The organism is Luteimonas sp. MC1895 (genome assembly GCF_016457215.1).
Lineage (GTDB): Bacteria > Pseudomonadota > Gammaproteobacteria > Xanthomonadales > Xanthomonadaceae > Luteimonas.
Genome location: NZ_JAEMDY010000001.1, coordinates 1,198,495 through 1,221,779, shown reverse-complemented (window position 1 = coordinate 1,221,779; position 23,285 = coordinate 1,198,495). Strand labels below are relative to the sequence as shown.

21 protein-coding genes are annotated in these 23,285 nt (G+C 70.0%); 9 read left to right on the top strand and 12 right to left on the bottom strand.

Going from position 1 to position 23,285, the window contains the following annotated elements:
• Positions 1-2 precede the first annotated feature (2 nt).
• Both petA and JG616_RS05420 read right to left on the bottom strand, forming a co-directional pair.
• Positions 3-638 (bottom strand): ubiquinol-cytochrome c reductase iron-sulfur subunit, encoded by a 636-nt coding sequence (petA, locus tag JG616_RS05425; protein WP_199391892.1) that lies wholly within the window; start codon positions 636-638, stop codon positions 3-5.
• A 140-nt stretch (positions 639-778) separates the two neighbouring features.
• A complete protein-coding gene (locus JG616_RS05420) occupies positions 779-1,714 on the bottom strand; it encodes a lytic transglycosylase domain-containing protein (RefSeq protein WP_199391973.1) in 936 nt (311 codons plus the stop codon).
• Positions 1,715-1,937: 223 nt separating this feature from the next.
• Here JG616_RS05420 and miaB point away from each other — a divergent pair, with 223 nt between their 5' ends.
• The 4 genes from miaB to ybeY all read left to right on the top strand — a co-directional run bounded on the left by miaB (position 1,938) and on the right by ybeY (position 5,216).
• Entirely contained in the window at positions 1,938-3,389 is a 1,452-nt protein-coding gene (gene miaB, locus JG616_RS05415) for a tRNA (N6-isopentenyl adenosine(37)-C2)-methylthiotransferase MiaB (RefSeq protein ID WP_199391891.1), read from the top strand.
• An 11-nt stretch (positions 3,390-3,400) separates the two neighbouring features.
• A complete protein-coding gene (locus tag JG616_RS05410; protein ID WP_199391890.1) occupies positions 3,401-3,640 on the top strand; it encodes a hypothetical protein in 240 nt (79 codons plus the stop codon).
• Between the two features lie 66 nt (positions 3,641-3,706).
• Complete coding sequence (locus tag JG616_RS05405) at positions 3,707-4,723, top strand: PhoH family protein (RefSeq protein ID WP_199360570.1); 1,017 nt, start codon at positions 3,707-3,709, stop codon at positions 4,721-4,723.
• 10 nt (positions 4,724-4,733) lie between these two features.
• Positions 4,734-5,216 (top strand): rRNA maturation RNase YbeY, encoded by a 483-nt coding sequence (ybeY, locus tag JG616_RS05400; protein ID WP_199360568.1) that lies wholly within the window; start codon positions 4,734-4,736, stop codon positions 5,214-5,216.
• 25 nt (positions 5,217-5,241) lie between these two features.
• On the opposite strand, the gene JG616_RS05395 is transcribed toward ybeY, so the two are convergent.
• Positions 5,242-5,754: a hypothetical protein gene (locus JG616_RS05395; protein WP_199391889.1), complete on the bottom strand. Its 513-nt coding sequence runs from the start codon at positions 5,752-5,754 to the stop codon at positions 5,242-5,244.
• Between the two features lie 240 nt (positions 5,755-5,994).
• Between JG616_RS05395 and JG616_RS05390 the strand changes: the two genes are divergently transcribed.
• The 5 genes from JG616_RS05390 (at position 5,995) to JG616_RS05370 (ending at position 11,510) form a co-directional block, all read left to right on the top strand.
• A complete protein-coding gene (locus JG616_RS05390) occupies positions 5,995-6,861 on the top strand; it encodes a transporter associated domain-containing protein (RefSeq protein ID WP_199360564.1) in 867 nt (288 codons plus the stop codon).
• Positions 6,862-6,888: 27 nt separating this feature from the next.
• Positions 6,889-8,082: a DUF4105 domain-containing protein gene (locus JG616_RS05385; protein WP_343224978.1), complete on the top strand. Its 1,194-nt coding sequence runs from the start codon at positions 6,889-6,891 to the stop codon at positions 8,080-8,082.
• Between the two features lie 4 nt (positions 8,083-8,086).
• Entirely contained in the window at positions 8,087-9,091 is a 1,005-nt protein-coding gene (locus JG616_RS05380; RefSeq protein WP_199360562.1) for a magnesium and cobalt transport protein CorA, read from the top strand.
• A 119-nt stretch (positions 9,092-9,210) separates the two neighbouring features.
• Positions 9,211-11,286 (top strand): carbon starvation CstA family protein, encoded by a 2,076-nt coding sequence (locus tag JG616_RS05375; RefSeq protein WP_199360560.1) that lies wholly within the window; start codon positions 9,211-9,213, stop codon positions 11,284-11,286.
• The gene (locus JG616_RS05370; protein WP_191730170.1) at positions 11,286-11,510 is read left to right on the top strand and encodes a CstA-like transporter-associated (seleno)protein; all 225 of its coding nucleotides are present in this window, start codon (positions 11,286-11,288) and stop codon (positions 11,508-11,510) included. Before JG616_RS05375 ends, JG616_RS05370 begins: the two co-directional genes overlap by 1 nt.
• 58 nt (positions 11,511-11,568) lie before the next feature.
• Here JG616_RS05370 and JG616_RS05365 read toward each other — a convergent pair whose 3' ends face one another.
• The 9 genes from JG616_RS05365 to ssb form a co-directional block, all read right to left on the bottom strand.
• Positions 11,569-12,888, bottom strand: coding sequence for a DUF819 family protein (locus JG616_RS05365; protein WP_199360558.1), 1,320 nt, complete (start codon positions 12,886-12,888; stop codon positions 11,569-11,571).
• An 85-nt stretch (positions 12,889-12,973) separates the two neighbouring features.
• Positions 12,974-15,037 (bottom strand): S9 family peptidase, encoded by a 2,064-nt coding sequence (locus JG616_RS05360; RefSeq protein WP_199391888.1) that lies wholly within the window; start codon positions 15,035-15,037, stop codon positions 12,974-12,976.
• A gap of 83 nt (positions 15,038-15,120) precedes the next feature.
• The gene (locus tag JG616_RS05355) at positions 15,121-17,088 is read right to left on the bottom strand and encodes an oligopeptide transporter, OPT family (protein ID WP_199391887.1); all 1,968 of its coding nucleotides are present in this window, start codon (positions 17,086-17,088) and stop codon (positions 15,121-15,123) included.
• A gap of 95 nt (positions 17,089-17,183) precedes the next feature.
• On the bottom strand, positions 17,184-19,154 hold the full coding sequence (locus JG616_RS05350) for a S9 family peptidase (protein ID WP_199391886.1): 1,971 nt from the start codon (positions 19,152-19,154) through the stop codon (positions 17,184-17,186).
• 96 nt (positions 19,155-19,250) lie between these two features.
• Positions 19,251-20,150 carry a dTDP-4-dehydrorhamnose reductase gene (gene rfbD / locus JG616_RS05345; protein ID WP_199391885.1) on the bottom strand — a complete coding sequence of 300 codons (900 nt, stop codon included), beginning with the start codon at positions 20,148-20,150 and terminating at the stop codon, positions 19,251-19,253.
• Entirely contained in the window at positions 20,147-20,704 is a 558-nt protein-coding gene (gene rfbC, locus JG616_RS05340; protein WP_199391884.1) for a dTDP-4-dehydrorhamnose 3,5-epimerase, read from the bottom strand. The genes rfbD and rfbC overlap by 4 nt, the downstream gene beginning before the upstream one ends.
• Positions 20,701-21,588, bottom strand: a complete 888-nt coding sequence (gene rfbA / locus JG616_RS05335) for a glucose-1-phosphate thymidylyltransferase RfbA (protein ID WP_199360545.1) — start codon at positions 21,586-21,588, stop codon at positions 20,701-20,703. The genes rfbC and rfbA overlap by 4 nt, the downstream gene beginning before the upstream one ends.
• Positions 21,585-22,640, bottom strand: coding sequence for a dTDP-glucose 4,6-dehydratase (gene rfbB, locus JG616_RS05330; RefSeq protein ID WP_199360543.1), 1,056 nt, complete (start codon positions 22,638-22,640; stop codon positions 21,585-21,587). The genes rfbA and rfbB overlap by 4 nt, the downstream gene beginning before the upstream one ends.
• A gap of 38 nt (positions 22,641-22,678) precedes the next feature.
• On the bottom strand, positions 22,679-23,233 hold the full coding sequence (gene ssb, locus JG616_RS05325; RefSeq protein WP_199391883.1) for a single-stranded DNA-binding protein: 555 nt from the start codon (positions 23,231-23,233) through the stop codon (positions 22,679-22,681).
• Positions 23,234-23,285: the final 52 nt, after the last annotated feature.

Sequence of the window (23,285 nt, the reverse complement as noted above, 5' to 3'; positions counted from 1 at the left end):
GCTTACGCGGCCCCCTGCGGATCGACGCCGATGACGATGGTGTTGTCGTCGACGAAATGGTGCGGCGGCACCACGAGGTTGGTCGGCGCCGGGACGCCCTGGTAGACGCGGCCGGCCATGTCGAACTTCGACTTGTGGCAGGGGCAGAAGTAGCCGCCCTTCCAGTTGGCGTCGAACGGGGCCGGGCGGATCTCGGCGACCATTTCCGGCGAGCAGCCGAGATGGGTGCACAGGCCGACCAGCACCGAGATCTCGGGCTTCAGCGAGCGCAGCTCCGGGTTGGCCTCGCGGACGTACTCCGGCTGCTGCTCGGGATTCTCCGACTTCGGGTCGCGCAGCTGGTCGTCCAGCGTCGGCAGCGCCTGCAGGATGGCCTGCGAGCGCTTCACGATCCAGATCGGCTGGCCGCGCCACTCGAGCATCAGGCGCTCGCCTTCGGCGAGTGCGCTGATGTCGGCGGTCACCGGCGCGCCGGCAAGCTGGGCGCGCTGGCTGGGGAACCAGCTCTTGATGAACGGAACCGCGGCCACGCCGACGCCTGCTGCGCCGACCACCGCCGTCGTGGCTGTCAGGAAGCGGCGGCGACCGTGGTCGACCGTACCCCCCTCGACAGGATCCATAACCCCTTCGTTGCCCATCGCCACTCCGAAAAAACCTACGGTCGCTTGTGTGTACTGGCTGCCGCGCACGCGGCCCCCGTTGCCGGAGGGCGTCGCAAAGACAATGAAGTGTAGCGGAACGCCGATTCAGGGGACAACGTCGGTTGCCCCGCGAAGGCTCAGTTCGCCGCCAGATTGGCCCGGTAACGGTCGGCCAGGACGCCCACGCGCTCGACATAGCGCCGGGTTTCGTTGTACGGGGGCACGCCCTTGTGGCGGTCCACGGCGCCCTCGCCCGCGTTGTAGCCGGCCGCGGCCAGCGTCAGGTCGCCGTTGAAGCGCTTGAGCAGCCAGGCCAGGTAGCGGACGCCGCCGCGGATGTTCTGCGCCGGGTCGAAGGCGTTGACCACGCCGAAACGGTCGGCGGTCGCCGGCATCAGCTGCATCAGGCCCTGCGCACCGACGCGGGACAGGGCATTGGGGTTGAACGCGGACTCGGCGTGCATGATCGCGCGGATGATCGCCTCCTCGACCCCGAACTCCTGCGACGCGGCCTTGACCTCGGCGTCGTAGGCCGCGGTGTTGAGCCGGACGTTGGAGAAGTTCAGGCCGGGCGAGCCGCAGGCGTAGCAGGTCTCGAAGAAGCTGTAGCGGATGGTGCGGACAGCGTCGGCACCGCCGCCGCCCGCCGGCTTGCGGCTGGTGTAGTGGCGCACGCCATCCTTGACATAGGAGTACACCTGCCCCTGGACCAGCCGGCGCGAACCGGCGGTGGACGACGGGGCCGACGGCACCTGGGTGGTCGAGACCCCGCCCGTGGACGCCGCCGGAGTCGCGCCGCCCGCGCCCATGAAGGTGGCAGGCGCGTTGGTGTTGATCGAAGCCGGCGAGCCGGCGACGGCCGTCGATGCCGTCGCGCCGCCGACCGCGCCCGGCGTGGTCGAGGGCTGGCTCGGGCGCGAGGGTCGGCTGGAACGGTAGGTGGTGGCGACCGCGCAGGTCGCGCCGCTGATGCGCCGGCTGACGTAGCTGGTCACGCCGTCGCCGGTTTCGCAGCGGTAGATGGTGCCGGCCACGGCGGGGCCGGCCGCAGCCGCGCAGGCCAGGCCGATCATCGCCGTCCAGGCGAGACCCAGTATCCCGTAGCGTGTCATCCCCGCCCCTCCATTCGCGCGCAGTCTCCTATCTTGGGGCGGCCTTGCCAAGGCCCGGAACCGTGACCACGCCCAAGGAAACGCCGGCCCGCCCCTTCCGCGGCCAGTGCCGGGCCCCGGGTTTACACTGCGCGGCCATCCCCACCCCTCCGGCCCGGACTCACCGCCGTGCCCCGGAACCGCCATGACCGACGACACCATCCTTGCGCGCACGGCGCCCGACGCCGCCGCCCCGCCGCGCCGCGGCAAGCTGTTCATCCAGACCCACGGCTGCCAGATGAACGAGTACGACTCGGCGCGGATGGCCGATGTCCTGGCCGAGTCGGATGGACTGGAGCTGACGACGAACGTCGAAGAAGCCGACGTGATCCTGGTCAATACCTGCTCGATCCGCGAAAAAGCCCAGGAAAAGGTCTTCAGTCAGCTCGGTCGCTGGAAGGCCCTGAAGCAGGGCGGGCGCCCGGTGCTGATCGGCGTCGGCGGATGCGTGGCCAGCCAGGAGGGCCAAGCGATCGTGAAGCGCGCGCCCTACGTCGATCTGGTCTTCGGACCGCAGACCCTGCACCGGCTGCCCGAGCTCCTGCGGGGCCGGCGCGAGACCGGGCGGCCCCAGGTCGACATCAGCTTCCCCGAGATCGAGAAGTTCGACCGGCTTCCGGAGCCGCGCGCGGAAGGGCCGAGCGCCTTCGTCTCGATCATGGAAGGCTGCAGCAAGTACTGCTCGTTCTGCGTGGTGCCCTACACCCGCGGCGAGGAGGTCAGCCGCCCGTTCGAGGACGTCCTGGTGGAGGTGATGCAGCTCGCCGCCCAGGGCGTGCGCGAGGTGAACCTGCTGGGGCAGAACGTCAACGCCTACCGCGGGCCGATGCCCGCTGCCGGGGCTGGCGAAGACGGCCGGGAAGGCGACGGAGCGACGGACGGCGGGCTGCCGTTCGCCGACCTCGGCCTGCTGATCCGCACCATCGCCGAGATCGACGGCATCGACCGCATCCGCTTCACCACCTCGCATCCGCTGGAGTTCTCGGACTCGCTGGTCGAGGCCTACCGCGACGTGCCGCAGCTGGCCAACTATCTGCACCTGCCGGTGCAGTCGGGCTCGGACCGCATCCTGTCGGCGATGAAGCGCGGCTACACGGCACTGGAGTTCAAGCAGAAGATCCGCAAGCTGCGCGCGGTGCGTCCCGACATCTCGATCAGCTCGGACTTCATCGTCGGCTTCCCCGGCGAGACCGACGCCGACTTCGAGAAGACGATGAAGCTGATCGAGGACGTGGGCTTCGACCAGTCGTTCTCCTTCATCTACTCGCGCCGACCGGGCACCCCGGCCGCCGACCTCGAGGACAGCGTGTCCAGCGAGGCCAAGCATGCGCGGCTGGCGCGGCTGCAGGCGCAGATCAACGCCCATGCCGCGGGGATTTCGCAGGCGATGGTCGGCAGCGTGCAGAAGGTGCTGGTGACCGGACCCTCGCGCAGGGATCCCGCCGAACTCACGGGGAAGACCGAGAACATGCGGTCGGTGAATTTCGCCGGGTCGCCAGGCCTGGTCGGCCAGTTCGTGGACGTGCTGATCACCGGCGCGCTCAGCAACTCGCTGCGCGGACGCCTGGCGACGACCGACGCGCCGGTCACCGGCTGAGTACGGGCGGCATGGCCCAGGACCCGCCCCCTTCCGCCATGCGCGCCAGGCGCCGCTTCGACCCGCTCGGCCTCTGGCTCTGTGGCCTCGCGGCCCTGGGTCTGGCCCGCGCCTGGCTCTACCTGGTGCGCGACGCCGGCAGCGCAGGCGCCGTTGGCTGGATCTGGTTCGGGGGCGCGCTGTTGCTTGGCGCCACGGGGCTCGCGCTGCTGGTGCGCGGGCTGCGCGCAGGCCACCGCAGACAGGACTGACGAACGCCGTGGCCGGCGTCGAGGCCACGTGCACGCGCATCGCCGTGGGCGCGCTACCCTTGCCGCATGCCCAATTCCCACCAGCGTGATTTCACCCTCGAACCCGCGGACACCGAGCGGCTCGCCAACCTCGGCGGGCCCTTCGACGCCCATCTGCGCCAGATCGAACTGGCGCTCGGCGTCGAGATCGCCAACCGCGGCAACATCTTCCGCGTCAGTGGCGACGACGGCGATCGCGTCGACGAAGCGGAGCGCCTGCTCCGCGACCTCTACGAGGAGTCCGCCAGCGAAACATTCGACGCGCATGCGATCAACCTGCGGGTGAATGCTTCGCGGGTCGTGCAGTCCGACACTGCCGACGGAGCGGCCGCGGGCCGCGACGACGCCGACTTCGTGCCGCAGACGGTCGCGATCCGCGTCAAGCGCGGCACCATCCGCGGCCGCGGCCCGAACCAGCAGAAGTACCTGCACGCGATCGCGACCCACGACATCAACTTCGGCATCGGCCCGGCCGGTACCGGCAAGACCTTCCTGGCGGTGGCCAGCGCCGTGGAGGCCCTGAACGAGTCGCGCGTACAGCGCCTGGTGCTGGTGCGCCCGGCGGTCGAGGCCGGCGAGAAACTCGGGTTCCTGCCGGGCGACCTGTCGCAGAAGGTCGATCCCTATCTGCGTCCGCTCTACGACGCGCTGTACGAGATGCTCGGCGTGGAGAAGGTGCTGAAGCTGCTGGAGAAGAACGTCATCGAGATCGCGCCGCTGGCCTACATGCGCGGACGCACGCTCAACGACGCCTACGTGATCCTCGACGAGGCGCAGAACACCACCATCGAACAGATGAAGATGTTTCTGACCCGCCTGGGCTTCGGCAGCACGGCGGTCGTCACTGGCGACCTCACCCAGATCGACCTGCCGAAGTCGATGAAGTCCGGCCTGCGCGACGCGCTCGAGGTGCTGCGCGACGTCGACGGCGTGAGCTTCACCTTCTTCGAATCGCGCGACGTGGTGCGCCACCCGCTGGTGGCCAGGATCGTCAACGCCTACGACCGCCGCGACGCGGAGGACGCTTCGACAGGTCCGGCGTAGACTGGGAGGCATGACCCAGGGTCCCGTCCGTCTCGACGTCTCCGTCGGCTATGCGCTGCCGCGCGCCGGAATCCCGGCCGCGGTCAGCTTCCGCAAATGGGTGGCCGCGGCGCTGTCCGGACGGATCCGCGAGGCGGACCTCGCGATCCGCCTGGTCGACGAAAAGGAAGGCCGCGCGCTCAACCGGCACTACCGCGGCCGCGACTACGCCACCAATGTCCTGAGCTTTCCCGCCGACCTGCCGGAAGGACTGCCCGAGGGCGTCCGCCTGCCGCTCCTGGGCGACCTGGTGCTCTGCGCGCCGGTGGTCGCCCGCGAGGCGCAGGAGCAGGCGAAGCCGCTCGCGGCCCACTATGCCCACCTCACCGTCCACGGCACCCTGCACCTGCTCGGTTGGGACCACGGCAACGACATCGAGGCCGAAGCCATGGAGCAGCTGGAGCGGGAGATCCTGGCCGGGCTCGGCATCGGCGATCCCTACCGCGAAGGCTGAGGCTTCCCGCTCCGGCATGTGCCGGTCAGAGGCAGTCGACCAGGCCGTCGTAAAGCGTCAGCGCCGTCCCGGGGAGCGCGGCATACAGCGGCTCCTCGCCCTGCAGCGCGTCGAGCAGGGCTTCGATCGTGGTCCCGGGCGCCAGCGGCGAGCGGCAGAGCCAGGCCGGCGCATCCAGACCGATGCGTCCGCGCGCCGGATCCACGGACTCCTCGCTGGCTGCGAAGCTCCAGGCGCACTCTCCGACGCGGCCGGTGAGGCGCTGCACCGAGCAGACGAAGCGCAGGGCCTGGATGTTGGTGTAATCGCCCTCGCAGAAGGTGTCTCCGCAGATGGCGTCGAAATTCAGCCGCAGCTGGCGACGCAGGGTGAACCAGGCTTCGAAATCCACCTCGTCCTGCAGGTAGGAGGACGCGTCGACATAGGTTGCCCGGCGCGGAGCGGCCTCGGCGCCGGCGGGCCCCAGCCCCGCGCCCAGCAGCAGCACGGGCAGGAGCAGGGTGGAGAACGGGTTGTGATTGCGGGGCTTGCGGGGCATCGGGATTCCTCCTGGATGTGCGCGGCGGGTGCCGCGGAGCCGCGTCCTGCGACCGGTTCCCAGCCTGCCTCCGCGCCGGGAACCGCGCGACCGGCCTGCGGCGCGCCTCGGCTACGGGCGGACACCCGCCCGCGGGTCGGGAAATCCCAGCGGTCGCGTCGGGCGCGCCTTCGCAGCGGGGTAGCCGGCCGCGGGGTAAACTTCCCCGGTCGCCCCACGCGGGGTGCTGACCAGACCGCAATGCCCGAAGACGACAGTAGTCACAGCGCCGCGCCGGACGCTCCGGAACGCCGGCGCAGCTGGCTCGAACGCCTGAGCTCGGCGATCACCGGCGAGCCCAGCACCCGCGATGACCTGGTGGAGCTGCTGCGCGACGCCCAGGCCGACGACCTGATCGGGGCCGACACCCTGCGGATGATGGAGGGCGCGATCGCGGTCTCCGACATGACCGTGGGCGATGTCATGGTGCCGCGCTCGCAGATGGTCTCGCTGCCCGTGGAGGCGCGCTTCATCGATCTGATGAAGCAGGTGGTCGAGTCCGGCCACTCGCGCTTTCCGGTGCACGGCGAGGACAAGGACGAGATCCTCGGCATCCTGCTGGCCAAGGACCTGCTGCGCGGCGTGGTGGCCGACAACGGCCCCGGCACGGTGCGCGAGCTGCTGCGCCCGGCGGTGCTGATCCCGGAATCGAAGAAGCTCAACGTCCTGCTGCGCGAGTTCCGGCAGTCGCGCAACCACATGGCGATCGTGATCGACGAGTACGGCGGCGTGGCCGGGGTGATCACGATCGAGGACGTGCTGGAGGAGATCGTCGGCGAGATCGACGACGAGCACGACGAGGCGCTGAACCCCGAAGCGCTGATCGCGGCGCAGGCGGACGGCCAGTACGTCGTCGACGCCCTGACCCCGATCGACGACTTCAACGAACGCTTCGGCGCCGACTTCGACGACGACGAGTACGACACCATCGGCGGGCTGATCACGGCCGCGATCGGGCACCTGCCCGAAGCCGGCGAAGAGCTGACGCTGGGCCGCTTCAGCTTCCGCGTCGCCAGCGCCGACGCGCGCCGCCTGCACGCGCTGCACCTGTCGATCCATGGCGACTGAGCGCCGCGCCCGGTGACCGGCGTGCGCGTGCCTGGCAGACGCATCGCCCGCCGGATCGCCGCCCTGGCGCTGCTGCTCCTCGTCGTGGCCTGCCTGCCGGCCGTTGCCGCTCCGCGCATCGGCGTGGCCACCATGCAGCCGGGCGAGATCTTCTTCGAGCGCTTCGGCCACAACGCGATCGTGGTCGACGACCCCGCCGCCGGCCCGCCGCTGTCGTACAACTTCGGCTTCTTCGATCCCGCCGAGCCCGACTTCCACCTGCGCTTCCTGCGCGGCGAGATGCGCTATCGCCTGGCCGTCCTGCCGTTCGCGGAAGACCTCGCGTATTACGACAGCGTCGGCCGCGGCGTCTCGATCCAGTGGCTGGCCCTGGACGCCGCCGCCGCCACCGCCCTCGCCGAGCGGCTGGCCTGGAACGCGCGGCCTGAAAACGCCACCTACACCTACGACTACTTCACCGACAACTGCTCGACCCGGGTGCGCGACGCCATCGACACCACCCTGGACGGCGCCCTCGCCCGCCGCCTGCAGGGCCGCTCGCAGGGCAACACCTTCCGCAGCGAGGCGGTGCGCCTGGCACGCCCCGACCGGCTGATGGCGCTGGGCTTCGACGTCGGCCTGGGGCCGGCGTCCGACCGCCCGAACGCGCTCTGGGACGACGCGTTCGTGCCGATGCGCCTGGCGCAGTCGCTGCGCGAGATGCAGCTCGCCGATGGCCGGCCGCTGGTGGTCGCCGAGGAGGTCCTGCTGCCGCACCGCCTGGCCGCCGAACCGGAGCCGCGGCGCGTGGCCTGGTGGCCGTGGCTGCTCGCCGGCCTGCTCCTTGGGGCCCTCGCCTGGACGCAGCGTGGTCGGCCCCGCATGGTGGCTGCCGCGGCGGTCCCGGCATGGTTCGCGTGCGCGCTGGTCGGCGCGGTGATGCTCTACATCTGGCTCGCCACCGCGCACCGCTTCGGCTGGGCCAACCACAACCTGCTGCTGCTCAACCCGCTGTGCCTGCTGCTGCTCCCGGGCGCATGGCGCATCGCCCGCGGCCGTCCGGGTGGACGGGTGTTCGGCGTGGTGCTGGTCGCCGTGGCGGCCATGGCCGTGCTGGCTCCGTTCCTGCTCTGGATGCCGCTGCAGTCGCAACGCAACGCGCACTGGGTGGCGCTCCTGCTGCCCCTGCAGCTGGCCCTGGCCGCGGCACTTCACCCGCGGGCACGCCCGGCCGCAGGATGAGGGCATGAACGACGACGTCGCGGCGCGGATGCCCTCCAGCGTCATCAACTGCGCGGCCTATGACCGCGCGGGGCATCGCCGCGACATCGACCTCGACGCGATCAGCGACGTCCTCGCCGTCGACGACGGCAGCTTCGTGTGGATCGGCCTGTACGAACCCGGCGAAGGCGTGCTCGAGAAGCTGCAGGAGGAGTTCGGGCTCCACGACCTCGCGATCGAGGACGCGCACCACGCGCACCAGCGACCCAAGCTCGAGGGCTATGGCGACTCGCTGTTCCTGGTCGCGAAGACCGCGCAGGTGGTCGACGAACGCATCATCCGTTACGGCGAGACCCATGCCTTCCTCGGCGCCCGCTACCTCGTCACCGTGCGCCACGGGCATTCGCTGACCTATGCGCCGGCGCGCAGCCGGCTGGAACGCGATCCGGAGCTGATGGCGCTGGGCCCGGCCTTCGCCCTGTACGCGGTGCTCGACACCATCGTCGACAACTACCTGCCGATCGTCGACGAGTTCCGCTCGACGCTGGAAGCGCTGGAACAGGACGTCTTCAGCGAGACCTACCGCCGCGGCACCATCCGCCGCCTCTACGAACTCAAGCGCGAGCTGACCTACATGCGGGTGGCGGTGACCTCGATGCAGGACGTGCTGTCGCAGCTGGTGCGCACCGGCGGCCCGCTGGTGTCGGAGGACGTGCGGCTGTACCTGCGCGACGTGCTCGACCACTCGGTCCGCGCCAACGACGCCGTGGACGTGCTGCGCGACATGCTCGGCACGGCGCTGGGCGTCAACCAGGCCCTGGTGACGCTGGCGCAGGGTGAAGTGGTCAAGCGCCTGGCCGGCTGGGCCGCCCTGCTGGCGGCGCCGACCCTCATCGCCAGCTGGTACGGCATGAACTTCGTGCACATGCCCGAGCTCCATGGACGCTGGAGCTACCCGGTGCTGATCGGCGTCGTGGTGCTGGTGGTGGGGCTGCTCTATCGCTACCTGCGCAAGGTGCGCTGGCTCTGACAGCGTTGCGCGGCCTGCGACCAAAGTCGTAGGCCAGTTCCCGCCGCAGCGCAGCATTGGCGATTGACCACGATCGGAGTAGAAGCGACCCTGATCCCAACAATCCAACGGGGCGTGCCATGAAGGGTGGACTCGGCAAGATCGCGTGGGCGGCGCTCGCGGTGCTGGGCGCGTTCTGCCTTGGCACAATCGCGCTCAGGCGCGGCGAATCGATCAATGCGCTGTGGATCGTGGTCGCCGCGGTCTCGATCTACCTGGTCGCCTACCGCTTCTATGCGCGCTTCATCGCCGACCGGGTGTTCAACCTCGATGCGACCCGCGCCACGCCGGCGATGATCCACAACGATGGCCTGGACTACGTGCCCACCAACAAGCACGTGCTGTTCGGCCACCACTTCGCCGCGATCGCCGGCGCCGGCCCGCTGGTCGGCCCGGTGCTGGCGGCGCAGATGGGCTACCTGCCCGGAACCCTGTGGCTGATCGTGGGCGTGGTGCTGGCGGGCGCAGTGCAGGACTTCATGGTGCTGGTGGTCTCGAGCCGCCGCGACGCGCGCTCGCTCGGCGACCTGGTGCGCGAGGAGATGGGGCGGATCCCCGGCACCATCGCCCTGTTCGGCGCCTTCCTGATCATGATCATCATCCTCGCCGTGCTGGCGATGATCGTGGTGAAGGCGCTGGCGGAAAGCCCCTGGGGCATGTTCACGGTGATCGCGACGATGCCGATCGCGATCTTCATGGGCATCTACATGCGCTATCTCAGGCCCGGGAAGATCGGCGAGATCTCGGTCATCGGGCTGGTGCTGCTGATGGCCGCGATCTGGTTCGGCGGCAGCGTGGCCGCGCACCCGACCTGGGGCCCGGCGTTCACCTTCACCGGCACCCAGATCACCTGGATGCTGATCGGCTACGGCTTCGTCGCCGCGGTGCTGCCGGTCTGGCTGCTGCTGGCGCCGCGCGACTACCTGTCCACCTTCCTCAAGATCGGCGTGATCATCGGCCTGGCCATCGGCATCCTGATCACGATGCCGATGCTGCAGATGCCGGCGCTGACCCAGTTCACCGACGGCACCGGGCCGGTGTGGAAGGGCTCGATGTTCCCCTTCCTGTTCATCACCATCGCCTGCGGCGCGGTGTCGGGCTTCCACGCGCTGATCGCCTCGGGCACCACGCCCAAGCTCATGGCCAACGAACGCCACGCACCCTACCTCGGCTACGGCGGCATGCTGATGGAATCGTTCGTGGCGATCATGGCCATGGTGGCCGCCTCGATCATCGATCCGGGCGTGTACTTCGCCATGAACAGCCCCGCCGCGATCATCGGCACCGACCCGGCCGCGGTGGCGCAGGTGGTGTCGAGCTGGGGCTTCACGGTCACGCCCGAGGTGCTGGTCCAGACCGCCGAGGATGTCGGCGAAGCCTCGATCATCTCCCGCGCCGGCGGCGCGCCGACGCTGGCGGTGGGCATCGCGCAGATCTTCCACGCGGTGATCCCGGGCGAAGGGATGATGGCCTTCTGGTACCACTTCGCGATCCTCTTCGAGGCGCTGTTCATCCTGACCGCGGTCGATGCCGGCACCCGCGCCGGGCGCTTCATGCTGCAGGACCTGCTGGGCAACTTCGTCCCGGCGATGCGCCGGACCGAGTCCTGGGGCGCGAACCTGATCGCCACCGGCGGCTGCGTCGCGCTGTGGGGCTACTTCCTCTACCAGGGCGTCACCGATCCGCTGGGCGGCATCAACATGCTGTGGCCGCTGTTCGGCATCGCCAACCAGATGCTGGCCGGCATCGCGCTGATGCTGTGCACGGTGGTCCTGTTCAAGATGAAGAAGGACCGCTACGCGTGGGTGCCGATCGTGCCGGCCGTGTGGCTGCTGGCCTGCACGCTCAGCGCCGGCTGGATCAAGATCTTCGATGCCAACCCGGGCGTGGGTTTCCTGGCGCAGGCGAACAAGTACCGCGCGGCGATCAACGCCGGCGAACTGATCGCGCCCTCGAAGGACTTCGGCGGCATGCAGCAGATCATGATCAACAACTACGTCAACGCCGGACTCACCGCGCTCTTCATGTTCGTGGTCGTGGCGGTGCTGGTGTATTCGGTCGGCGCGGTGCGCAAGGCGCGTGCGAACCCGGCGCGCAGCGACCGCGAGACGGCCTACGTCGCGCTGACCGAAGAGCAGCGGAAGGTCTGGCTCTGATGGCCGGCGCGCTGGTCCCGCTCGACCATTTCGCCACCCACAAGCGCGTGTGGCGTCGGGTCCTGCAGACCGCGCGGCTGTGCTGCGGCATCCCCGACTACGACAACTACGTGCGCCACGTGCTGGAGAAGCACCCGGACCGGGAGCCCATGGACTACCCGACCTTCTTCCGCGAGCGCCAGGAAGCCCGCTACGGCGGGCGCGGCGGGTTCCGCTGCTGCTGAGAGCCCCGACCGGGGCCGGGCAGCCCTGGGACGGGCCGCCGGGCCGGGGTTGCCGGCGTCAGGCCCCCGCCATCATCCGCAGGATCTGCCCCAGTCCGTAGGCGATCACCGTACCGCTGGCATAGCCGACCGTTCCAAGCAGCACGCCCACCGGGGCCAGCGTCGGATGGAAGGCGGCGGCGATGACCGGCGCCGAAGCGGCCGCGCCGACGTTGCCCATGGAGCCGACGCCGAAGTAGAACAGCGGCGCCTTCACCAGGCGCGCCGCGTACCAGATCACCGCCACGTGGATCGACATCCACATGAAGCCGATCACCACCAGTTCCGGGCGGTTGGCCAGCTTGAGGAAGTCCATCTGCATGCCGATGCAGGCGATCAGGAAATACAGAAACACGGTGCCGACGCGCGACGCACCCGCGTCCTCCAGGCGGCGGACGCGGGTGAAGCTCAGCACCAGTCCGCCGAGCGTCGACAGCACCACGATCCAGACGAAGGGCGCATCCAGGCTGAACTGCGACGACCAGGGCGCATTGGCCTTGAACCACGCCGAGGCCGGCTCGGAGATCGCATGCGCAAGGCCGACGATGCCGAAGGCCCAGCCGACGATCATCATCAGGTCGGCGAGCGACGGGATGCGCGCGTTCGCGGCCTCGTAGGCAGCGATGCGTTCCTTCATGTCGTCCAGCGCGCGGGTGTCGGCGCCGCTGCGCAGGTCGATCGGTCCGGCGCGATTGGCGAGGAACAGCAGGGTGGCCATCAGCAGGCTGGCGATCGCCACGTCGACCACGGCGAACTGCCCGAACAGGGTGGCGTCGACCTCGTAGATCTCGCGGATCGCAACCATGTTGGCGCCGCCGCCGATCCAGCTTCCCGACAGCGCGGCCATGCCCTTCCAGGTGTCGCCCGCCACCGCGGCCGGCCAGAACCATTCCATCGTCTGGAAGGTGATGATCGCGCCCAGCACGATGCCCAGGGTGCCGGCGCAGAACACGAACAGCAGCTTGGGCCCGAGCTTCAGGATGCCCTTGAGGTCGATCGACAGCGTCAGCAGGACCAGCGCGGCCGGCAGCAGGACCCGGCTGGCCAGGTGGTAGAGCGCGCTGCCCTCGCCATCGATGAGGTTGACCGTGTTGTAGAACGCGGGCACGAAGTAGCACAGCAGCAGCGCCGGGATCCAGGCGAAGAACTTCTTCCAGAACGGCGTCGGACCCGACGCCAGCCAGAAGATCGTGCCGAGCGTGGCCGCGATCAGACCGAAGACCACGATGTCGTTGCCGAGCAGCGGCGCCGACGCCTCGACCGCGGCCGCCGCACCCACGGGATCCAGGGCATCGATGGCGGCGGCTTCGGCTTGGGGCGTGGCGGGAGTGGGTGCCATCGGCAGTGTCCTGTTGTGCTGGGTGGGGAGACGCGTACGGGAACGCGCGGCCGACCCATTCCGGGCCGGCCGCGACGCGGGGCGGTCAGGGACCGATGTGCTGCTTCAGCCAGGCATTGACGGTGTCATGCCAGAGGACGCTGTTCTGCGGCTTGAGCACCCAGTGGTTCTCGTCGGGGAAGTACAGCAGCTTCGAGTCGATGCCCTGGCGCTGCAGCGCGGTGAAGGTCGACAGGCTCTGGTCGATCGGCACCCGGAAATCGTTCTGGCCGGCGACCACCAGCATCGGCACGCGCCACTTCTCGATGTGACGCGCCGGGTTGTGGCGCTCGTAGGCCTCGGGATTGTCGAACACGGTGCCGCCGTTCTCCCACTCGGTGAACCACAGCTCTTCGGTCACCAGGCCCATCGAACGGGTGTCGAACACGCCGTTGTGGTTGACCAGGCACTTCCACGGCCCGTTCCAGTTGCCCGCGATCCAGTTGACCATGTAGCCGCCGTAGCTGGCGCCGAGCGCGCAGGCGTTGTCGCCGTCGAGGAAGGCGTACTTCTGCTGCGCGGCGGCCCAGCCCTTCTGCAGGTCCTCGAGCGGCGCGCCGCCCCAGTCGCCGCTGATCGCGTCGGTGAAGGCCTGGCCGTAGCCGGTCGAGCCATGGAAGTCGATCATCACCACCGCGTAGCCCTGGCCGGCATAGGTCTGCGGGTTCCAGCGGTAGCTCCAGCCGTTGCCGAAGCTGCCCTGCGGACCGCCGTGGATCAGGAAGGCGACCGGATACTCGCGGCCCTCCTCGAAGTTCGACGGCTTGACCACGTAGCCATGGACGGTCGCGCCCTTGGCGCCCTTGAAGCTGAACTGCTCGAAGGCACCGAAATCGACGCCCGGCAGGCGCTCGGCGGCGGTCGGCGTGATGGCGCGCTCGCCCTGCCCGTCCAGCGAGGCCACGTGGATGACGTCGCCGGTGTCGATCGCGTTGCGGCTGTAGACCAGGGTCTCGCCGGCGACTTCGAATGCCGAGACGCTGCCGCCGCCGACCAGCCGGGTGACCTCGCCGGTCGCGACATCGACGCGGAACAGCGGGTACTCGCCGGTGTCCTGCGCGGCCACGTACAGGGCGCGGCCGTCGGCCGAGGGCTGCAGGCTGCTGGGCGAGCGGTCCCACCCGGGCGCGATCTCGCGGCGCTCGCCGCTGGCCAGGTCCAGCGCCATCAGCGCGTAGCGGTCGGCCTCGAAGCCCGGGCGCTTCATGGCACGGTAGAACAGCGTGCCGCCGTCGGCGCTGAACACCGGGCCCGCGTCCCAGGCGGCGTTGTCAGCGGTGAGGTTGACTGGTGCGGCGCCACCGCCGGCGTCGAGGCGGTAGAGATCGAAATTGGTCGACCACGGCTCTTCGCGGCCGGCGACCTTCACGCTGGCGACGAGGCTGCGGCCGTCGGGCGCCCAGGTGTAGTCTTCGGCCCCGCCGAACGGCCGGCCCGGAATGTCGCCGTCGAGCGCCGCGCTGACCGCGGTGGCCGAGCTGGCCGGCTTGGCACCCTGCGCGGGCAGGTCGGCCACGAACAGCCGGTTGCGGGTGCCGTCGGCCCAGGTGTCCCAGTGACGCACGAACAGCTGGTCGTAGACCACGCCGGAGACCTTGGAGTCCTTGCGGGCATCCATGCGCTGCTTCGTGCAGGCGAAGTCGGCGCCGCAGTCGCCGAAGACGCTGGCGCTGAACGCGACGCGGTTGCCGTCGGGCGAGACGTGGTAGGTGCCCACGTCGGTCGCGAAGCCGGTCAGCTGCCGCGGCGTGCCGCCGGCCAGCGGGATCGCGTAGAGCTGCTGCGCGCCATTCTTCGCGCTGAGGAAGTACACCGTGCCGCCGTCCGGCGAGAACGCCGGCGAATTCACGCTCCAGCCCTCGGGCGTCAGTCGCTTCGGCGGCGCGAGGTCGCGCGTCACCAGGTTGCGGACGTAGAGCGCGGACGTGCCGGAGTTGGCGTCGAAATCGATGCTGCGCTGGGCGAAGACCAGGTGCCGGCCGTCAGGCGACAGCGTCGGCGAGGACACGCGCTCCAGCGCCACCAGGTCGCGGGCCTCGAGGCCTCGGGCATCGGCGGCCACCGGCAGCGCGGCGAGCAGGCACAGGGTCAACAGGGCGGTGCGCGGCATGGATCGGGACTCCCGGACGGAAAGGCCCGATGGTAGGCGGCGGGGCTGCCCTGCGCAAAGGCAGGAAGTCCCACCACCACGGCTCAGCGCGGACCCGGCTCCACCGGCGCCGCGGGCGCTTCCTGCCTGGCCGAGCTGCGGTAGAGCAGCCAGGCCACCACGGCCAGCACCGCCAGCCCGACCCACTGGTTGAAGTGCAGCGATTCGGCCACGGCCAGCACGTCGGAGCGCTCGGTGATGACGATCGGCACCGCGATCGCGATGCCCATCAGCGCCTCGCCGGTGATCAGGCCGGCCGCGAACAGCGTGCCCGGGCGGTGCACGCGGTCGCGGGCCGCCTCGTCGTGGCCGTCGACGCCGTGGCGCCGCTCCACCATCCACGCCAGCACGCCGCCGAGGAAGATCGGCACCATCAGCTCGATCGGCAGGTAGATGCCGATCGCCGCCGCCAGCACCGGCACGCGGAAGGTCGACGCGCGGGCCTTGAGCCATTCGTCCAGCGCGATGATGGCCGCGCCGACGCCGGCGCCGATCGCGATCATGTCCCAGGGGAGCTTGCCGCCGAACATGCCCTGCGCCACCGAGGCCATGAGCGTGGCCTGCGGCGCGGCCAGCGACTGCGGCTGCTCGGGCGTGGGCGCACCGATGCCGTAGGCCTGCGCCAGCAGGTTGAGCACCGGGGCCATGATCAGCGCGCAGGAGAACGCGCCGATGGCAAGCATCAGCTGCTGCTTCCAGGGCGTGGCGCCGACGATGTAGCCGGCCTTGAGGTCCTGCAGGTTGTCGCCGCCGACCGCCGCGGCGCAGCACACCACCGCGCCGATCATGATCGCGGCCACCGCGCCCACCGGCGAGTCGCGGCCGAGCAGCAGCACCAGCACCGCCGCGGCGAACAGGATGGTCGCGATGGTGATGCCCGACACCGGGTTGTTCGACGAGCCCACCAGACCCGCGAGGTAGGCCGAGACCGAGACGAACAGGAAGCCCGCCACGATCATGATGATCGTCATCGGCACGCTGACGAACCAGTTGCCGACGATGGCCTGGTACAGCACCAGCAGCGGGATCACGAACAGCAGCAGCGCGATCAGCATCCATTTCATCGGCAGGTCGCGGTCGGTCTCGGCCACGACCTCGTCGCCGCCCTTGCGCGCCGCGGCGATGCCGCTCTTCACGCCCGACAGCAGCGACTTGCGCAGCGAGAACAGGGTCCAGATGCCACCGATCAGCATCGCGCCGACGCCGAGGTAGCGGATCTTCGCCGACCAGATCGCCCCCGCGGCATCGGCCGCCGGCACGCCCGCCAGCTGCGCCGCCAGCACCGGATCGGTGTCCAGAAAGAGCGCGTGGTACAGCGGGATGGCGATGTTCCAGGACAGGATCGCCCCCGACAGCACGACGATGCCGATGTTCAGCCCGACGATGTAGCCGACGCCCAGCAGGGCCGGCGACAGGTTGGTGCCCATGTAGCCGAGGTAGCGCCCGACGAAGCCCGACACCACCGCGTTGTCGGGAATCATCCGCATCCCGCTCTCGGCGGCGACCTTGACCACGGCGCCGACGGTGGCCGCCAGCGCGAGGATCCTGAGGCCCGGGCCCGGGTTCTCGCCCGCCTTGAGCACTTCGGCCGCGGCCTTGCCTTCGGGGAAGGGCAGCGGGTTCTCGACGATCATCGTGCGCCGCAGCGGCACCGAGAACAGCACGCCCAGCAGGCCGCCCAGGCCGGCGATCGCCAGTACCCAGGAATAGCGGAAGTCGTCCCAGTAACCGAGGATCACCAGAGCCGGGATGGTGAAGATGACGCCCGCGGCGATCGACGAGCCGGCCGAAGCGCCGGTCTGCACGATGTTGTTCTCGAGGATCGTGCCGCCGCCGAGCAGGCGCAGCACGCCCATCGACACCACCGCCGCGGGAATCGCGGTGGCGATGGTCAGGCCCGCGAACAGGCCGAGATAGGCATTGGCCGCGGAGAGGATCACCGCGAGCACGATGGCCAGCACCACGGCGCGGAAGGTCAGCTGCGGAACGGCACCGCGCTCATGCTCTGTCATCGGATCGCACCCCCCGGAGGAAGCGGCAACGCTAGCGCTCCGGGGGCTGCGCGTCCAGATCCCGCGTCGCGCGACGCGACGCGGGTGGCCGCCGCCTAGTTGGCGGCCGTGGCCTTGCCGCCCAGGTGCCGGCCCAGGAAGGCCAGCAGCCGCGTGTAGTACTCGCGGCGGTTGGCATCGTCGTAGTAGCCGTGCCCTTCGGTGGGGAAGTAGGCGGTTTCCACCGGTACGCCAGCCGACGCCAGCGCGCGCTCCATCATCCGGGTGTGCTCGATCGGCGCGCGTTCGTCCTTGCCGCCGGCGGCCAGGAACACCGGGATCCTGATCCGGTCGGCCATGCGCGTCGGCGACACCGCGCCGAGCGCGTCGCGCTCGCCGATCCACTCGCGCAGGTAGGTCGTGCCCGAGCCGCGCTGCTGGATGTCACCGTGCGTGTGCATGGTCGGAAGGTCGTAGACGCCCACGTTGCCGGCGGCGCAGCGGTACAGCGCAGGCTCGCGCGCCGCGCCCATCAGCGCGGCATAGCCGCCATAGCTGCTGCCGTAGATGCAGATCCGGCCGGCATCGGCGATGCCCTGCGCGATCGCCCAGCGGGTGGCGTCGGTGACGTCGTCCTGCATCCGGCCGCCCCACTCGCGCGCGCCTGCATGCTCGAAGGCGCGGCCGCGGCTGCCCGAGCCACGGAAGTTCACCTGCAGCACTGCATATCCGGCGGACGCCAGCATCTGCGACTCGGTATCGAACTGCCAGGTGTCGAAGATGCCGAAGGGACCGCCGTGCGGCAGCACCACCATCGGCAGGTTGCGCCCGTTGGAGCCGGCGGGAAGGGTGACGAAGCCCTGCAGCTCCAGGCCGTCGCGCGCCTGGAGGCTGACCGGACGCCGCTCGGCCATCTGCGCCGGGTCGAACCACTGGCGCCGGGCGACGACGTGGGCGGCCTTCTTGTCGACGGTGTCGTAGATGTAGAAGTCGCCCGGGTTGCGGTCGCTCCAGGTCTGCAGCAGCACCTTGCGCCCGTCGGACGTGCTCGAGGTGATGTAGACCGCGTGGCCATCGAACGCGGCCTCGAGGCTGCGGTACAGGCGCGCATCCGCGGACTGCGGATCGAAGAAGGCGGTCCGCGGCTTGCCGTCCAGGAACAGCGCGCCGACCGGCACCTGGGTGCCCGGCGCGTGGAGGATCACCGCCGGATCGCCGGTCTCGTCCGCGAGCACGGTGGTGCGTTCGCCGCTGGCGATGTCATACGCGACGATCCGGCCGGGCCCGCTGGCCTGCTCGACGGTCAGGTACGCCGTCCGGTTGTCGGCGGAGAAGCCCACCGGCCATTCCGCGTGGCCACTGGCCGACTCGTCGTTGAGCAGCACCCACTCGGCGCCATCGCCCGCGCGGTAATACAGCTTGTTGACGATGTCGTGGCCCGCGCCGTGCGCGAAGCGCACCACGCCGGTGTTGTCGGTGGTGAAGCGGGCGTTGCGGATCGGAGCGACCGCGGCCACCACGCGCCGGCCGGTATAGATGTCCAGGCGCTCGGCGCGGGTGAACGGATCCAGCGCGAAGCGCTCGGTGGACACCAGCGAGTAGCGCGGGTCCTCCAGCAGCGGATCGATCAGGAAGGCGGCGACGCGGTCGGCCCGCTGCGTCTGGATGCGGGTGCCCGTTCCGGCACCGGCGACGCGCTGGCCGATCAGCAGCTGCTTGTCGCTGCCATCGGCATCGAGCGCGTACAGCTCTCCGGTGAGCTGGGGCGCGTCCATCATCCCGAACTTCTCGGCCACGCTGAGCACGACCCGCTCGTCGCTGACCCAGTCGAAGTCGGCGAAGTGCGTGTTCTTGCCCAGCCGCAGCGCGGTCGACATCTGGGCGTCCGCCACCCGGATGATGGCCAGGCCCATCTGGTCCTCCAGGGGCACGGTCGCGGCGTAGTACTCGCCGGTGGGCGAGAGCTTGATGTCGACGAAGGTGTCCTTCTTGACGAAGGCATCGAGATCGATGCCCGGTGCCGCCACGGCCGGAACGCACACGAACGCCAGCATCGCAGCCAGCGCGACTTGATATCCCCGCTTCATCCTGATCCCCGAAAGTCCAGCCAGCCCCTCGCTGGCGCGCGCCCATTATGACCGGCGAACGGGATGCTTGGCATCCCTGCGCCGCGTCGGCGCGCGTCAGGCGCGCGCGAGGCCGTCGAGGACGCGATCCAGGTCGCTGGCCCAGTCCGGGAGTTCGACCGGCCACTGTGCACGCAGCGCCGAGGTGTCGAGCCTGGAGTAGGCCGGGCGTCGCGCGGGCGTCGGGTACTCGCTGCCCGGCACCGGCAGGACGCGCGGGCGTCGTGGCAGCAGGCCGCGGGCATGCGCGCCGTCGATGATCGCGCTGGCGAACCCGTGCCAGGTGGTCCCGCCCGACGCGGTGAGGTGCCACAGTCCCGATGCGGATCCCGCCGTGGCCAGCGCCTGGGCCGTGACCGAGGCGATGCGCGCCGCGGCGGTCGGCGTCCCGTGCTGGTCGTCGACCACGCGCAGCTCGTCGCGCTCGGCCGCCAGGCGCAGCATGGTGCGCATGAAGTTGTGGCCGTGCGCGCCGTAGACCCAGGCGGTGCGGAAGACCATGTGGCGCGCGCCGCTCGACCGGATGGCGGCTTCGCCCGCCAGCTTGCTCGCGCCGTAGACGCCAAGCGGCGCGGTGGCATCGTCCTCGCGCCAGGGGCGGCTGGAGTTGCCGTCGAAGACGTAGTCGGTCGAGTAGTGCACCAGCAGCGCGCCGCGGCGGGCGCAGGCGTCGGCGAGCGCGCCGGGCGCCTCCGCATTGGCGCGGAACGCCGCGTCGCGCTCCTGCTCCGCGCGATCGACGGCGGTATAGGCGGCGGCATTGACCACCACGTCCGGCGCGATGCGATCGACCAGGGCGGCCAGCGTGCCCGGCTGGTCGAAGTCGGCCACTTCGCAGGTGCCGCCGTCGGGCAGCAGGCCGCTGCGCGTGGTGCAGACGACCTCGCCCAGGGCCGCCAGCTCGGGTCGCAGCGCGTGGCCGACCTGGCCGTTGGCGCCGAGCAGCAGCAGCCTCACGGCACGTAGACCGGCAGGCGCTCTTCGTGAATGTCGGCCAGGAAGGGCGCGCGTGCATCCTTGTCCGACAGCGACGGATCGGCCACCGGCCAGTCGACGGCCAGGCTGGCGTCGTTCCAGCGGATGCCGGCGTCGGCGTCGCGGTCGTAGGTGGCGGTGCACAGGTAGGTGAACACCGCGCGCTCGCTCAGGGTCACGAAGCCGTGCGCAAAGCCTTCCGGGATCCAGAAATGGCGCTTGTTCTCCGCGCTCAGCACCACGGCGGTCCACTTGCCGAAGGTCGGCGAGCCGCGGCGGATGTCCACCGCGACGTCCCAGACCTCGCCCTCGACCACGGAGACATACTTGCCCTGCGGCTTCGGCCACTGGTAGTGCAGCCCGCGCAGGACCCCGCGCGAGGACGCGGACACGTTGCCCTGGACGAAGTTCGGCGCCAGGCCATGCGCGGCCAGCTTGTCGGCGTTGAAGGATTCGAAGAAGAAGCCGCGGTCGTCGCCGAACACCTGCGGCTCGAACACCAGGCAGCCCGGCAGGCCGGTTTCCACCACCTTCATCGCACCACTCCGCGCTTGGCCAGCGACAGCAGGTACTGGCCGTAGCCGTTCTTGGCCAGCGGCGCGGCCAGCTGCTCGAGGTCGGCGTCGGTGATCCAGCCGTTCGACCAGGCGATCTCCTCCGGACAGCACACGCGCAGCCCCTGGCGCGCCTCGACCGTCTCGATGAAGTTCGAGGCTTCGATCAGCGACTGGTGGGTGCCGGTGTCGAGCCAGGCGTAGCCGCGACCCAGCTGCTCCAGGTGCAGGCTGCCCTCGTCGAGGTAGCAGCGGTTGAGGTCGGTGATCTCGAGCTCGCCGCGCGGCGAAGGCTTGAGCGAGGCGGCGAAGTCGCTGGCGCGCCCGTCGTAGAAGTACAGGCCGGTGACGGCGTAGTTGGAACGCGGGTTCACCGGCTTCTCTTCCAGCCCGACGACCTTGCCGTCGGCGTCGAAGTCGGCCACGCCGTAGCGCTCCGGGTCGCCGACCCAGTAGCCGAACACCGTGGCGCCGTCCTGGCGCGCATCGGCGCGCTTGAGGATCTCGGTGAAGCCGTGGCCGTGGAAGATGTTGTCGCCCAGCACCAGGCAGCTCGGCTTGCCGTCGACGAAGTCACGGCCGATCAGGTACGCCTGGGCCAGGCCATCGGGGCTCGGCTGCACCGCGTACTGGATGTCCATGCCCCACTTCGAGCCGTCGCCCAGCAGCTGCTGGAACAGCGCCTGCTCGTGCGGGGTGTTGATGATCAGCACCTCGCGGATGCCCGCGAGCATCAGCGCGCTCAGCGGGTAATAGATCATCGGCTTGTCGTACACCGGCAGCAGCTGCTTGCTGATCGCCTGGGTGATCGGATACAGCCGGGTGCCGGAGCCGCCGGCGAGGATGATGCCGCGGCGCGAGGTCATGCCTCCACCCCGATCCGCTCCAGGCGATAGCTGCCGTCGAGCACGCGCTGCACCCAGGGCTGGTTGTCCAGGTACCAGTCGACCGTCTCGGCGATGCCGCGCTCGAAGGTGTACGCAGGCGTCCAGCCCAGCTCGTCGCGCAGCTTCGAGGCGTCGATCGCATAGCGGCGGTCATGGCCCGGGCGGTCGGCGACGTAGGCGATCTGCGATTCGCGCGGCTGGCCATCCTCGCGCGGACGGCGCTGGTCGAGCAGCGCGCAGATGGTCTTCACCACCTGGATATTCTGCATCTCGGCATTGCCGCCGACGTTGTAGGTCTCGCCCACCCGGCCCTTGGCCAGCACGGTGCGGATCGCCTCGCAGTGGTCGGTCACGAACAGCCAGTCGCGCACCTGTTTGCCGTCGCCGTAGACCGGCAGCGGCTCGCCGGCCAGGGCCTTGGCGATCACCAGCGGGATGAGCTTTTCCGGGAAGTGGTACGGGCCGTAGTTGTTCGAGCAGTTGGTGGTCACCACCGGCAGCCCGTAGGTGTGGTGGAAGGCGCGCACCAGGTGGTCGGACGCGGCCTTCGACGCCGAGTACGGCGAGTTGGGCGCGTAGGGCGTGGTCTCGGTGAAGAGGCCGGTCTCGCCCAGCGTGCCGTAGACCTCGTCGGTCGACACGTGCAGGAACCGGAACGCGGCCTTCGCCTCGCCCTCGAGCGCCTTCCAGTAGTCGCGTACGGCCTCCAGCAGGGCCAAGGTGCCGACCACGTTGGTCTGCACGAAGGCGGCCGGGCCGTCGATCGAGCGGTCGACGTGGCTCTCGGCGGCGAAGTTCACCACCGCGTCGGGGCGGTGCTCGGCCAGCAGGCGCTCGACCAGCGGCCGGTCACCGATGTCCCCGTGCACGAAGACGTGGTCCGGGTTGCCCTCGAGCGAGGCCAGCGTGTCGAGATTGCCGGCATAGGTGAGCGCATCGAGGTTGACGACGCGGACGCCCGCGGCCACGGCCTCGAGCACGAAATTGCCGCCGATGAAACCGGCTCCGCCGGTGACCAGCCAGGTAGGCATGCGGGTGGATCTCCTGAAAGTGTTGCCGTGTGGCCTGCTCAGAACGGAATGTCGTCGTCCGAGAAGCCGCCGTCGTCGAACTGCGAACCACCCGCGGCCGGAGGCGCCTGTCGCGCCGGAGCCGAGGACTCACGCGGGCCGCGCGGGTAGTCACCGCCGCCGCGGGCCTCGCCGCCGCCACCGCCACCGCCGCCACCACGCTGGTAGCCGCCGCCGGCGCCCTGGGCGTCACCGCCGCCGCGCGAGCCACCCTCGCCACCGCCGCCGAGCATCTGCATCTCGCTGGCGATGATGTCGGTGGTATAGCGCTCGACGCCGTCCTTGCCGGTGTACTTGTCGGTGCGCAGCGAGCCTTCGATGTAGACCTGGCGGCCCTTCTTCAGGTACTCGCCGGCGATTTCCGCCAGGCGCCCGAAGAACTTGACCCGGTGCCACTCGGTGCGCTCCTGCTGCTGGCCGGTCTGCTTGTCCTTCCACTGCTCGGAGGTGGCCACGCTGATCGTGGTGATCGCGCTGCCGCCCTGCGAATACTTCACGTCGGGGTCGTTGCCGAGGTTGCCGACGATGATGACCTTGTTGATTCCGCGGGCCATGGACCTGTCTTCCTGATCGCTCTCCGCCGGGATTGGCGGAGTAAAAGAGTGA